12 protein-coding genes are annotated in these 12,659 nt (G+C 62.2%); all 12 read right to left on the bottom strand.

The window, feature by feature from the left end; genetic code table 11:
- A partial coding sequence (locus SFHG_RS00980) for an AMP-binding protein (RefSeq protein WP_042432358.1) occupies positions 1-452 on the bottom strand: 452 nt, incomplete at its 3' end.
- A gap of 42 nt (positions 453-494) precedes the next feature.
- On the bottom strand, positions 495-1,334 hold the full coding sequence (gene menB / locus SFHG_RS00975) for a 1,4-dihydroxy-2-naphthoyl-CoA synthase (protein ID WP_042432355.1): 840 nt from the start codon (positions 1,332-1,334) through the stop codon (positions 495-497).
- Between the two features lie 170 nt (positions 1,335-1,504).
- Entirely contained in the window at positions 1,505-1,861 is a 357-nt protein-coding gene (locus SFHG_RS00970) for an Hpt domain-containing protein (RefSeq protein ID WP_042432353.1), read from the bottom strand.
- Between the two features lie 7 nt (positions 1,862-1,868).
- Positions 1,869-3,854, bottom strand: coding sequence for a diguanylate cyclase (locus SFHG_RS00965; RefSeq protein WP_052297745.1), 1,986 nt, complete (start codon positions 3,852-3,854; stop codon positions 1,869-1,871).
- Between the two features lie 317 nt (positions 3,855-4,171).
- Positions 4,172-5,059 carry an alpha/beta fold hydrolase gene (locus SFHG_RS00960; protein WP_052297744.1) on the bottom strand — a complete coding sequence of 296 codons (888 nt, stop codon included), beginning with the start codon at positions 5,057-5,059 and terminating at the stop codon, positions 4,172-4,174.
- A 148-nt stretch (positions 5,060-5,207) separates the two neighbouring features.
- The gene (gene menD / locus SFHG_RS00955) at positions 5,208-7,217 is read right to left on the bottom strand and encodes a 2-succinyl-5-enolpyruvyl-6-hydroxy-3-cyclohexene-1-carboxylate synthase (protein WP_042432351.1); all 2,010 of its coding nucleotides are present in this window, start codon (positions 7,215-7,217) and stop codon (positions 5,208-5,210) included.
- Positions 7,214-8,656: an isochorismate synthase gene (locus tag SFHG_RS00950; protein ID WP_081468859.1), complete on the bottom strand. Its 1,443-nt coding sequence runs from the start codon at positions 8,654-8,656 to the stop codon at positions 7,214-7,216. The genes menD and SFHG_RS00950 overlap by 4 nt, the downstream gene beginning before the upstream one ends.
- A 157-nt stretch (positions 8,657-8,813) precedes the next feature.
- Positions 8,814-9,083, bottom strand: coding sequence for an ACT domain-containing protein (locus tag SFHG_RS00945; RefSeq protein ID WP_042432349.1), 270 nt, complete (start codon positions 9,081-9,083; stop codon positions 8,814-8,816).
- A gap of 136 nt (positions 9,084-9,219) precedes the next feature.
- On the bottom strand, positions 9,220-10,017 hold the full coding sequence (locus tag SFHG_RS00940; RefSeq protein WP_202898024.1) for a sulfite exporter TauE/SafE family protein: 798 nt from the start codon (positions 10,015-10,017) through the stop codon (positions 9,220-9,222).
- 15 nt (positions 10,018-10,032) lie between these two features.
- The gene (gene folE / locus SFHG_RS00935) at positions 10,033-10,614 is read right to left on the bottom strand and encodes a GTP cyclohydrolase I FolE (protein WP_042432346.1); all 582 of its coding nucleotides are present in this window, start codon (positions 10,612-10,614) and stop codon (positions 10,033-10,035) included.
- 203 nt (positions 10,615-10,817) lie between these two features.
- Positions 10,818-11,762 (bottom strand): exodeoxyribonuclease III, encoded by a 945-nt coding sequence (locus SFHG_RS00930; RefSeq protein ID WP_042432343.1) that lies wholly within the window; start codon positions 11,760-11,762, stop codon positions 10,818-10,820.
- A 324-nt stretch (positions 11,763-12,086) separates the two neighbouring features.
- On the bottom strand, positions 12,087-12,659 hold a 573-nt coding region (locus tag SFHG_RS00925), incomplete at its 5' end, for a 23S rRNA (pseudouridine(1915)-N(3))-methyltransferase RlmH (protein ID WP_238318236.1).

The raw sequence follows: 12,659 nt of genomic DNA, 5'->3' as shown, positions 1-12,659 counted from the left end.
GTGCGCGCCGCGAACGCCGTGCGCTGCGCATGACCGCGACCGTGCGCAGCCGCATCGGCGGTACCGGTGGCCTCGTCGGCCACGGTCTGCAGCAGGTGCGCCGCGTTCGACATATCGACGGTGTAGGCGACGTTCACGGCGCGGGAGCGCTGCAGGTCGAGCAGGCGCGCCTGCTTCTCGGCATCGGTCAAGCGCGTGTTCATGGTGATGAGCGAGAACCCGCCGTAGGCGGCCGCGAGCAGCATGATGACGAAGGCCGGGTTGTTCGGCAGGTCGATCACCACGGCATCGCCCGGCTCGACGCCCCTTCGACGCAACAGGCTGGCCAGGCCCGCCGCCATCATGCGGGCTTCCCTATACGAGAACGCTTCCACGTTCCCTTCCTTATCGACAAACGTGAAGCACGTGCGCTGCGGGTTCTGCCGCACCATGCCTTCGAATACGCCGATCATGAGGGTTCTGCGCCTACCTTTACCTTGAACTGCTGAAACGACTTACGGGAACTTCGGGTACTTGGAGAAGTCGGGCTTGCGCTTCTCCTTGAACGCGTCGCGGCCCTCCTTCGCCTCGTCAGTGGTGTAGTACAGCAACGTGGCATCGCCGGCGAACTGCTGCAGGCCGGCCAGGCCATCGGTGGCGGCGTTGAAGGACGCCTTCATGAAACGCAGCGCCGTGGGGCTGAACTGCAGCATCTCGCGCGCCCACTGCACGGTCTCCTCCTCGAGCTGCTCAAAAGGCACCACCTTGTTGACCATGCCCATGTCGAGCGCTTCCTGCGCCGTGTACTGACGGCACAGGTACCAGATCTCGCGCGCCTTCTTCTGGCCGACCATGGCCGCCAGGTAGCCCGCGCCGTATCCGGCGTCGAAGCTGCCCACCTTCGGGCCCGTTTGGCCGAACTTCGCCGTCTCCGCGGCAATGGACAGGTCGCACAGGATGTGCAGCACGTGGCCGCCGCCGATGGCATAGCCGTTGACCATGGCGATGACGGGCTTGGGCACCACGCGGATCAGGCGCTGCAGGTCGAGCACGTTCAGGCGGGGGATGTTGTCCTCGCCGACGTAGCCGCCGTTGCCGCGGATCTTCTGATCGCCGCCGCTGCAGAACGCCTCGTCCTCGTGACGGCCGCCGTGATTGGCGCCCGTGAGGATGATGACGCCGATGGAGGCGTCATCGCGCGCCACGGAGAACGCGTCGTACATCTCGTTCACCGTCAGGGGCGTGAAGGCGTTGCGCCTGGAGGGACGGTTGATGGTGATCTTCGCGATGCCCTCGTACGTTTCATAGACGATCTCGCGGTATTGCTTTCCAGGTTGCCACTGGATATCGCTCATGTGATTCCTTCCGCTGCTACGCGAAAACGCAAGGGTTTGCGCGAAGTTTTACGTGTACGAAACAATGGTAGCGAATTCGCCCGACATAAGCACGCTCCGCACGATATCCGCATCGTACGGAGCGTCTGAGCGGGTTCCCCGTTCCTTGCGCAGCTAAGCGCCGTCGATTGCTACAGGGCGGCGCGCAGCGCCTCGACCGTCTTGCCGTACTCGGCCTTTACGGGCTCGAACAGCTCCTTCGCCCGCGTGAAGTCGGCAGGCTTGGCGCGCAGCTCCTCGGTCAGTGCGTTCGACGGCTCGTACAAGCCGGTAAATCCCATGTTCTGCGAGACGCCCTTCAACGTGTGGGAGGCAAGGAACGCGGCATCCGCGTTGCCGCTTCGAAGCGCTTCGCCCAGCTGCTCGAAGCTGCCGTCCTCCAGGAACTTCTCGGCGAATCGCACGATGAGCTTCTCGCTGGTGAAACGGCGCAACACGTCGCTGAAATCGGCTCCTATCTGGTTATATGCATCTTGAATCGCGCTCATTGCCTATCTAACCTTTCCTTGTCGGCCCATTTTCATCATCGGGGCGCCCTTCATCGATCAAGCTTCCGCTCTTTCCCGCCCCCTCGTCATTCACCGAAATAGGGGGGGGTGAATCTTGCTCGTCCTTCTCGGCGACGATACGGTCCTGCAGATCGATAAGGCAATCGATGAGCAGCGGGTTGAACGCTCCGCAATCGCCGTTCAAGATCATGCGCATGGCCTTCTCGTGCGGGAACGCCTTCTTGTACACGCGATCGCTAGTGAGGGCGTCGTAGACGTCGACCAATGCCACGACCTGCGCCGATATGGGGATCTCCTCGCCCTTCAGCCCATCGGGGTATCCGCTGCCGTCGTAGCGTTCGTGATGCCAGCGGCAGATGTCGCGCGCGGCACGCACCAGGGCGCTGTCGCGGTACTGCACCATGCCCTCCAGCATATCGGCGCCGATGGTGGTGTGGGTCTTCATGATCTCGAACTCCTCGGGCGTCAACCTGCCCGGCTTGTTCAAGATGTTGTCGGGGATGGATAGCTTCCCCAGATCATGCAGTGTGGAGGCGGCGGCAATGGTGCTGCGATCGCTTGAGGTGATGTGGTAGCGGTCCGTTTTGCGCATCAGATGCTCCAGCATCATCTCGGTGAGCTTGCGTACGTGTTTCACGTGCGGGCCGCTTTCGCCGTTGCGCAGCTCCATGGCTCCGCCCATGATGTCGACGAGCATGCGGCTTTCGCGTTCGCGCTCGTAGAACTGCTGCGCGAGCATGGCGGAAAGGCGCCGTTGCTTGGTGTAGAGGCGCATGATGTTGCTGACGCGCTGGCGCACGATACGCGAGTCGAAGGGACGGCCGATGTAGTCGGAAGCGCCCAGCTCGTAGGCGCGCAGCACCGAGTCGTCGGAGTCTTCGCTCGAGATCATGATGACGGGGATGTCGTCGATCCAGCCGTTGCGCGACATGAGGGAGAGCACGTCGAAGCCGTCAACACCGGGCATGACGATGTCGAGCAGCACGATGGAGATGCCGCTTCCATGCTGTTCCAGGCACGCGATGCCCGCTTCGCCGCAATCCGCCTCGAGGATTTCGTACTGATCCTTGAGCATCTCGCTCAGGATGACGCGGTTCATCTCGGAATCGTCCACCACCAGCAGCAACGGTTTATGGAACTCATAGGAATCAAGGTCATCGGAATCGGTTATGACGAGGTTCTTGCGGCCCTTCGCCTTGTACATGAGGCCATCCGCCTGGCGTACCGCCTCCTCGACGGTGCGACCTTCGGACAGCACGCCGCCGACGCTGACGGTAAGGTTGATGTTCTCGTATCCGGGAACTGGCGTTTCGGCCACCTTATCCGCCATATCGTGCAGCTTGCGCGCGAAGACGTCAGCGGAAATGCCGGGGATGACCAGCACGAACTCGTCGCCGCCGTAACGTACGAGCATATCGCTGGACCGGATGCAGCTCCTGAGCGCGCTCACGGCCGTTTTGATGGCGACATCGCCGGCATGATGGCCCAGCGTGTCGTTGACCAGCTTGAAATCGTCCAGGTCCAAAACCGCCACGCCGGCGAACACGTGCTGATTGCGCAGGTTGTCTTCGTAGAATCGCCGGTTGTACGCGCCCGACAGCGCATCGTGATAGAGCAGCTCCTCGGAAAGCAAGCCGCCAGCGACCGCGTCGATGGGCTGAGCGCACATGAGCACACCCGGCTTGCCATCGACGTTCACGTACCGAGCCGATGCGCGATGGACCTGATCACCCATGAGCACCCTATGCGTTCGGGAGCCTCCATCGCGCAGAATATCCTTACACACCCCGCGCATGCAAACGCACGCGCCGCCGTACAGAAGGCAAGATTCATCTTCCTCTATCTCGCGTTCGTCAAGGAAGCGCACGACGGGATAGACGCCGAGCAAGCGGCCGATCTCCGCATCGAGTTCGTCCCTCGACATATCGGATAGCTGGTCTTGCTGCTCGGTACCTTGCGTTTTGTCATCCATAGCCGGTGAGCCTCTGTTTCGAGTTGATTCGAACTTGCGTGCATACTGGTTTCCAATGAGTGCATTGTAGCAAAGTCGCACCACGTCAAGACGCTAATCGGCAATGCACGGGAACATGGCACGGAATGGAAGGGGGCGAAACGGGCGCTTGCCGCAAGTACCTTGGAGCAAGGTTACGGCAAGCACCTTCCAGGCCGTTGAGAGGGGACTGACGGATAAGGCCGCGGAGTTCGCAGCCCGGCACCACGTTGCACGAGTGGACCGAGGACGCCCCGCTAGCACGTCGCCACGCAACACGGGCGGACGGCGACGCCCCGCTAGCGAGTCGCCACGCTGTGCACGCAGGCGGCGAACACCTCGGGGGCCTCCAGATGGACGTTGTGCCCCACCTTCGGCGCGATACGCGTCCTCACGATGCCCTCCTCGTGCAGGCTTGCTGCGAGCTTGCTGTATTTTGCGTCCTTTTCGCCGGCCAGATACAAGGCCGGGTAGCCGCGCAGGCCGAGGTCGCGCAGCGCCGCCGTGGTCTCGCGATACGAGGGCATGCGGTGCTGACCTGCGCATTCCACGCACTTCGCCAGCGCCTCGGGATCGTTGGCAAGCCTGTTTGCGCGGACCGCGGCGCGAACCTTTTTCGGCAGCGCCTTCTGCGACTCGAACAGCGGCAGGTTCTCCCAGTAGGTCATGAAGTCCTTCAGCGGCGTCTCGCGCAGGCGGCGCGCCATATCGGCATCGCGTTTGATGGCGGCATCGCGCTCCGCCTGCGTTTTCGGCCCCATGCCCACGCTTTCCAGAAGCAAGCCGCTCGTTTGCTTGGCGAAAGCCGCGGGACCGACCTCAAGCAATGCGGAAAGCGCTACGCGCCCACCCATCGAATAGGCCACAACCAGGGGTTTTCCCGGAATCAGCTTGATAAGGGCAAGGAGCGCCTCGCCCATTGCGAGCAAGCTGTACGGCGCCGGATGGACCGGGACCGACGACCCGCCGTGGCCGACGAGGTCGATGCCGTACACGTCGCGCTCAAGGAAGATGGTGCGGCTTGTGGGGAACCAGGACAGCGCGTTTTGCGCGAATCCGTGCACAAACAGCACCGGGGTGCGGCGACGACCGCGAGCGGGATCATCCTCCTTCATATACAGGTAACGATATCGGACTCCGTCAACGTCGAAGCAGGCGGTTTCCGACTGCTCGTTCATCACTTCCATGAGCTCCTCCTCGATCCCTTAGCGCTTTATCGTTGTATGTGCTGCGTACAACACAGTATGCCGGCAACGCTAGGGCGCAAATCGCCGACGCTGCGGCGATAATCGCGCAAAGCGCTTACCTTGCCAGCGACGGTTACGCGCCGAGCGCCTACCAATACTTGGCGTAGCGTTCGCGCAGACCCTGCAGGGGCACGGGCACTTCGATGAAGCTAATGCCCGGAACATCCAGCGATGCTCGATACGCCCGGTCGAACTCGGCCAACGTGGCCGTTTTGCTGTAGGGCACGCCGAATGCGGCGACCGCTGCCTGGAAGTCCACGTCCTGAGGCGTGAGGAACAGGCGCTCGAAATACGCTTCCTGCGACTTCTGCGGCAGCATATCGAATATGGCGCCGCCGTTGTTGTTCAGCAGCACGATGGTAATGCCCTGCTCGCCGGCGTTTGTTTCGCAGCTATTACGCTTGGCGCCCTGTTTCGGCGCGCGGTTCTCGTCGCCTGCGGCGTCGGCGAGCTGCCGCTGCACGCGCAGCTCGCGCTGCAACGCCAGGGCGTTCAAGTCGTGTTGCATGGTCAAATCGCCCGTGATCAGCGTGGTGCGGCCGAAGCAGCGCGAGGCGCCGATGGCCGTGGAAACCGTGCCGTCGATGCCGTTCAGGCCCCGGTTCGCCAGCACAGTTAGCTGCTTGCCGCCCTTCAAGTAGAAGGTGTCCACGGCACGCACGCTCATGGAGTTTGCCGCGAACAGGCACGAGCCTTCGGGGGCAAGCTCCAGCACGCGACGGACGTAGGCGCCCTCGAAGCCGTCGGCACCGGGCTCTTCGTCGGCATCTACCGCGGCTATGCGTTTTGCGGCGGCTTCCTCCACCTGCTGCCAGGCGTTGGCGAACGAAAGGTCATTGGCACTTGCCGCCGCGGGGCCGTCCTCCACGCGCAGCGCGCGCAGCATGCTTTGCGCGAAATCGGCGGGCTTTGTACGGATGAACACCGTGGTGGCGGCGTTGGTGTCGCGCGTTTCCAAGGGGTCGACCACAACCTGCAGCACGCCGGCGTCCTCGCGCGCACGGGCCCACTGTGTCGCGCGCTTCGACACGGGGTAGCGGCCAAAACGTACGATGACCTGCGGGTTCAGGCTTTCGTCAGGCGAGATGCCGCCAGGCTGGAACACGCTGTCGTAGTTGCCGATCACCAGCGGATCGTCGAAGGAGCGCAGGCCCGAGAGCGGGTCGGCGAGCACGGGAATGGCGAAGGTGCGCGCGAAGGCCAGCACGCGCAGCGCCTCCACGTGCGTGGCGCAGGAGCCTTCGCCCGCCAGCAGCAGCACGCTATTGGCCAGCAGCTCGCGGGCAAGCTGCGCCGCCGCAACGCCTTCCATGCCCCCATGCACGTGCGCGGCGCCGACGGGAAGCGACGGTTTGCGGGCAGGTTTTGCCCCGGGAGCCGCGCTGACTCCAGCGGGCTCGGCGCAAGGAATGCCGGCATCGAACAGGTCGGGGAGCGTCACATCGGGCTTGAGCGGCTCGTCGAACGGGAAGTTCAGGTGCACCGGACCACCGAAACAGGCTCCGGCAAGACGATGGGATGCGCTCGCCTTTGCAGCCGAGGGTACCGCCAAGGAGTTTTGCGTTTCCTGGTTCTGCGCGGGATTGCACGACCCGAGCGCGGCGATGCACGCCTCGCGGGCGGCTTGGCGGGCGAAGCGCAGCGATCCTTCGTCATCTGCGGGCAAGGGCATCCCGCGATAGGCGCGCACGTGCGTGCCGTAAGCGTGCGATTGATCGCAGGTTTGCGGAGCGCCCAGCCCCTGCAGCTGTGGCGGGCGGTCGGCCGTCAGCGCGATAAGGGGCACGCGCGACGACTCCGCCTCGAGGATGGCCGGATAGTAGTTTGCGATGGCCGTACCCGACGAGCACACCAGCGCCGCCGGACGACCGGACGCTTTCGCCATGCCCAGCGCCAGGAAAGCAGCGCCGCGCTCGTCGATGTCCACATACGTGCTCATCCGCTGCGGAGCGCGGCAAGACAGCTCGTAGGCGGTCATGGACAGCGGGGTGGAACGCGACCCGGGGCTGATCACCACGTTTTGCACGCCCCATTTCGCAAGCTCATCGAAGAACGCTCCCAAAAAGCGCGCAGTTGCGCACGGATCGGCGACGGTCATCGAGCTTCCCCTTTCCCTGCGGTCGTGGTTTGCGGGTCGGTTTGACCCGCGCTTTGCATTGCGGTTTGACCCGCAACCTGAGGGATCTCCTGCAGGTCAGCCGGCGACGCGGCTTGCGGGTTGGTTTCGCCCGTGGTTTGCGTTGCGGTTTGCGGGCTGGTTTGCGCAGCGTGGGACGAGGCGGCGCCGGCTTCGCCATCGAATGCCGAGAGCACGGTCTTCAGCTTCAGCGCGATCTCGTCGTACTCGTCCGCCGCGCGGCTTCCGTCGACGATACCGCATCCGGCGTACACGTAGCCGATCTCGCCGTCGAACACGCCCGTGCGCAATGCCACGCTGAACTCGCCGTCTCCCGCTGCATCGACGTAGCCGCATGCGCCGGCGAAGAAGCCGCGGTTATAGGCTTCGATCTGACGGATGAGCATCTTCGCCTCGCCGACCGGCGTGCCCGAAACCGCGGGCGTGGGATGCAAACCACCCATCATCGACCACAGATCGACGCCTTCGAGCAGTTTTGCGCGCGCAGGCGTCATCAGGTGCTGAATGCGCGTCAACGGCATGATGGTCGGCTCCTTCGGGACATCGACCGCATAGCACGTACGGCCCAGCACATCCCGGATGAAGCGCACGACGTAGTCATGCTCGGCGCGGTTCTTCGCATCGTTCAGCAAGCCCTGCGCAAGGCGCTCGTTCTCGGCCGGATCGGGCGATGCCGGGCACGTTCCCGCCAGGCACATGCTTTCCAGTTCGCAGCCCGATTTCCTCACGAGCAGCTCGGGGGTGCAGCCGCAGAAGAACACGTCGGCATATCGGTACAGCAGCACGGTTCCGTGCGCGGTGCCATCGATCAGGTTCACCAGCAGGTCCTTCGAGGAAAACGGCTCGTCGGCACGCAGCTTCAGACGGCGCGAGAGCACCACCTTCTCCACGCGGCCGCTCTTGATGGCATCAAGCCCGCTTCCCACCGCCTGCTCCCAAGCGGAGCGCGAATCGAGTTCCAGCTGATACGAAACGGTGCGTCGCGTGCGATGCGGCGCCGTCAGGGCAAGGCGCGCGAAACGCTCGACACGGCCGGCGTACACCGGGCCAAGGGAGTTCACCTGCAGGAAAGCGCCGCACTCGTTCTCGATGAGCACCACTTCGGGCAGCATGAAGTGCAGGTTGGGGAACGATTGGAACAGCTCATCGGCCGGCGCGGGATTATGCGCGTCGAATCGGTTGAACGAGAAGAACACCGGCTGCTCGGCGGCCGGCCCCGTCAGTTCGCACTCGGCATCGTCCAAGGTCGGCAACGCGATACAGCGCCCCAAGCCCATGAAACGGGTGGGGCGGTCCTTGCGGTAATACACGAATTGATCGGTGAAGCCCTTCTGCATAAGGCAGAATGCGTCGACGATATCAGCATCGAGCGGTTGGGTGTACGAATAGATTCGGGTCATTCGACTTCTCCCTGATCGTCTGATGGGTCACGGTTTCCTATTATAGCGGTGCGCAAAAAGGCCCGGAGTCTGCGACTCCGGGCCGTCGTTCGGCGGCTTATATGCAAGCGATTCGGCTTACGCCCTTGTTCGCAAGCAGCACGATCCGATTCGAGAACTAAATCTTGTACATGAACTGGAAAACATCCTCGCGCTGGATGGTGATCTGCACTCCCAGCTCAGTAGCGACCCCTTCAAGCTTCTCCTGCACAGCGTTGAAGTCGGCCTTCTCAGTGTCCAGCGTGGTCAACATGGTCATGGAGAACATATCGCCCAGGATGGTCTGGCTGATGTCGTCGATGTTGGCGCCGCATTCGGCCAGCGCAACAGAAACAGCTGCGACGATACCGCTACGATCCTTGCCAAGAACGCTGATAACGCACTTCATGTTCGAATCCTTTCACCCGCGCGACCGACGCGCTCGTTTCAGTATGCTTCCATAGTACCTGATTGTCATGCACCTTGTATTTCCAGGTGATGTTTCACGTGAAACATCCGCACCCATCGGCAGGCTGTTTCACGGCTTAGGCGACGAAATCCCAAATAACCTTCGCGAAGAAGATGACCAGGACGACGATGGTGATGGGTCGGGCGACCGCACCGCCGTTCTTCGAAAAGCTGTGGGAGCCCAGGTAGTTGCCCACGATGTTAAAGGCGCCAGCCACCAAGCCGAGAACCAACAACACCTGGCCATGCAGGAGGAACACCACCAGCGCCGTGACGTTGGTCGTAAGGTTGATGGCTTTCGTGATGCCGGCGGCGGATTTGAGCTTCAGATGGGCCACGCCGGTGAGCAGCAGCATCAGGAACGTGCCCGTCCCAGGACCGTAGAAGCCATCGTATACGCCCACGCAAAACGCCACCAAAGCGCAAAGCGACGCGGTGCGTTTCGGCGAAAGCGGCTCTTTGTCCTGCTTACCGAAGCTCTTCGACCTCATCACGTAGATGGCCGTGATCGGTAACACGGCCAGCAGGAACACGCGCAGGAAGGCATCGCTGGTGATGAGGACCAGATTCGACCCGATGGTCGATCCGGCTACGGCAAGCACCACGCAAACGCCCGCCAACTTCCACTGGATGTAGCCCGATTTCGCATAATGCCAGGTGGCGATGGTGGTGCCCATGGTCGAGCTCATCTTGTTCGTTGCGATGGCGGCATGCGTGGGCAGGCCGGCGATCATATAGGCAGGCAGCGAGATCAGGCCGCCCCCGCCCGCGATGGCGTCAACGTATCCCGCCAGGAACACGAGCAGGCACACCAGCAGCATAGCCCCTGGGGCGATGCCGAACAGCTGTTGACATACGTCGGCAACGGCTTCCATAACCAAGCCTTTGCGTTATCGGGTTTCGCGCAAGATGAGCGACATGGCCTCGGAGCGCGAGGCGCGGGCCGCATCGGTGCTGCCGGCGAACACGCCGCGCACCGCGCTGGTGACGGTATGGCTGCCGGGCTTCTTCACGCCGCGCATGCTCATGCACATGTGCTCGGCCTCAAGCACCACCACGACGCCCTGCGGATTCAGCTGCTCGACCAGGGTGTCGGCGATCTGCGAGGTCAAACGCTCCTGCACCTGCGGACGCTTCGCATACACTTCGACCAGACGCGCCAGCTTCGACAAGCCGCACACACGGCCGTCGGCCGCCGGGATGTAGGCGATGTGGGCCTTGCCGAAGAACGGCACCAAGTGATGCTCGCACATGGAGTAGAAATAGATGTCGCGCACAAGCACCATTTCGCTGCAGTGCTCATCGAACGTGGTGGCGAAATGCACAGCAGGGTCTTCCGTCAGGCCGGCGAACACCTCTTCGTACATACGGGCAACGCGTGCAGGCGTCTCCTTCAGACCCTCGCGGTCGGGATTCTCGCCCACGCCTTCCAAAATCATGCGAACGCCGGCTTCGATCTTTGCAGTATCCATACGGTTATTTTCCTTCTAGCAGTACTGAATACAGACTCGGCAGCTTGACTTCCAGTTGCCGCAGCCTCTCGTTTCGAACCCTAGCATGATACCACGCTCCACCAGCAGCTTCGCCAACCCCCATCCCAGACACATCGCGGCCTGACACTTCGGGCGAACAGATAGCGCTACGTCCCCGAAGTGTCAGGACCAAGGCGTCGGAGCTAGTCCACGTCGAGTTCAAGACCGACGGGGCAGTGGTCGCTGCCGAACACCTCGTTGTAGATGCTGGCGGCTTGGATGCGCGGGGCCAAAACGTCGCTGACCAGGAAATAGTCGATGCGCCACCCCGCGTTGTTCTTGCGTGCGTTGAAGCGGTAGCTCCACCAGGAGTACGCGCCAGCAAGATCGGGGTGCGTGCTGCGGAAGGTGTCGACGAACCCGGCGTCAAGCAGCTTGGTGAATTTCTCGCGCTCCTCATCGGAAAAGCCGGCGTTTCCGCGGTTGGGGCCGGGATTCTTCAGGTCGATCTCGTGGTGCGCCACGTTGAAATCACCGCAAGTGACAACGGGTTTCGGCTGCGCCGATTCACCAGGCTGGGTCAGCGGAAGCCATTGCGTGGGCAAATGCCCGTCGCCCATGGGGGCCGATTCCGGGATCACGTCCGCGCCGTTCTTCCCTTCGCCAAGGCCCGCCTCCGGACGCAACACCACGTTACCGTCGGCGCCGGCACGCTCCACCGGAACACCGGCCGGGAGCACACCCTCTTCCAGGCCCTTGCAAAAGTCGCGGAACGCGTCATCCCATTCCATGCGATGATTTATGCGCGCCAGCTCGTTTTGCGCGTTCGGCGTGTAGACGCAAACGAACCAATACTCGGGAAACTCGCACGCCACGATGCGCCCCTCGTTATCCAAGTGGGGAAAGCCCAGACCGTGAAGCACCTGCAGCGGCTCTTCCTTCGTGAAAACCGCCGTACCGGAATAGCCCTTCTTCTCCGCATAGCTCCAAAACTCGCGATATTGCGGCAAATCCAGCGTCGCCTGGCCCGCCTGCAGCTTCGTTTCCTGCAGCGCGACCACATCGGCATCGAACTGGCACACGATATCCTCGAAGCCCTTCTTCAAAACAGCTCGCAGGCCGTTCACGTTCCAAGAAATCATCCGCATAGGGAAGCGCCTCCTTCGCAGGCAAATTCGTTCCGAAACAGTATAAGAAGCTCGGCAATCGCGGGCAAACGCTTGCTTCGCACATGACGATCGAAGCAAAGCGGGCAGATACCGGCAGCCCCTGAACGGCCGCGATGCGAACAAGGATGCCGGCAAAACGACGATGGTTGCGTAAAGCCGCTGTTCAGTCAGCGCGGTGCCGTGCATTCATCCCCGAACCGGACACCTAACGACACGTCCCCTAGCTGTCACCCTAGCTGTTACCTGAACTGGACACTTAACGACACGTCCCCTAAGTGTCAGCTAGGCGTCAGGTGCGCAATGTTATTTGTGGTAAGGCTCGCCGTGGGAGATTTTTTGGGAGCGGTAGAGTTGCTCGAGCAGGACTACGCGCGCCAGGTTGTGGGGGAGCGTGATGGGGCCGAACGATAGGAGCTCGTTTGCGCGCTTGCGCACCTCATCGCTCACGCCGTCGGATCCGCCGATGACGAATGCGAAGTTGCTTTTCCCTTGCAGCATCAGGTTGTCAAGGCGCTTCGACAGCCCCTCGCTCGAACGTTCCTTGCCGTCGATGGCCAGCAGCACCACATGCGTGTCCGCACCAAGCTTCTCGATCTCAGTACAGATGGCTGCGCCCTCCTTATCACGCGCGCCATCCACGCCGCCGGCCTTGCGCGGGTCGATATCCGCAATTTCGCGCACTTGGGTTTTCGCGTACGGCTGCAGGCGCTTCAGATATTCCGCACAGGCATCCACCCAAAAGCGTTCTTTCAGCTTTCCAACCGCCACAACCGTGAACTTCATCCTAACCCTTTCATAGCGCAACATAATATTGAGCAAAGCGATTACAACAGCATCCGTCGGGTTCTGCCCCCCCTTGAGAAGCAAGGGCGGGCA

This window comes from Senegalimassilia anaerobia JC110 (assembly GCF_000236865.1).
Lineage (GTDB): Bacteria > Actinomycetota > Coriobacteriia > Coriobacteriales > Eggerthellaceae > Senegalimassilia > Senegalimassilia anaerobia.
The sequence above is the reverse complement of the archived record's forward strand: the minus strand, read 5'-3'. Positions and strand labels throughout refer to the sequence as shown.

Bases quoted from the DNA above. Each gene is read 5' to 3' on its own strand.
- SFHG_RS00950 (WP_081468859.1), bottom strand. From the start codon at position 8,656: ATGACCCGAATCTATTCGTACACCCAACCGCTCGATGCTGATATCGTC.
- SFHG_RS00930 (WP_042432343.1), bottom strand. From the start codon at position 11,762: ATGCGGATGATTTCTTGGAACGTGAACGGCCTGCGAGCTGTTTTGAAG.
- folE (WP_042432346.1), bottom strand. From the start codon at position 10,614: ATGGATACTGCAAAGATCGAAGCCGGCGTTCGCATGATTTTGGAAGGC.
- SFHG_RS00965 (WP_052297745.1), bottom strand. From the start codon at position 3,854: ATGGATGACAAAACGCAAGGTACCGAGCAGCAAGACCAGCTATCCGAT.
- menD (WP_042432351.1), bottom strand. From the start codon at position 7,217: ATGACCGTCGCCGATCCGTGCGCAACTGCGCGCTTTTTGGGAGCGTTC.
- menB (WP_042432355.1), bottom strand. From the start codon at position 1,334: ATGAGCGATATCCAGTGGCAACCTGGAAAGCAATACCGCGAGATCGTC.
- SFHG_RS00945 (WP_042432349.1), bottom strand. From the start codon at position 9,083: ATGAAGTGCGTTATCAGCGTTCTTGGCAAGGATCGTAGCGGTATCGTC.
- SFHG_RS00960 (WP_052297744.1), bottom strand. From the start codon at position 5,059: ATGGAAGTGATGAACGAGCAGTCGGAAACCGCCTGCTTCGACGTTGAC.
- SFHG_RS00970 (WP_042432353.1), bottom strand. From the start codon at position 1,861: ATGAGCGCGATTCAAGATGCATATAACCAGATAGGAGCCGATTTCAGC.
- SFHG_RS00940 (WP_202898024.1), bottom strand. From the start codon at position 10,017: ATGGAAGCCGTTGCCGACGTATGTCAACAGCTGTTCGGCATCGCCCCA.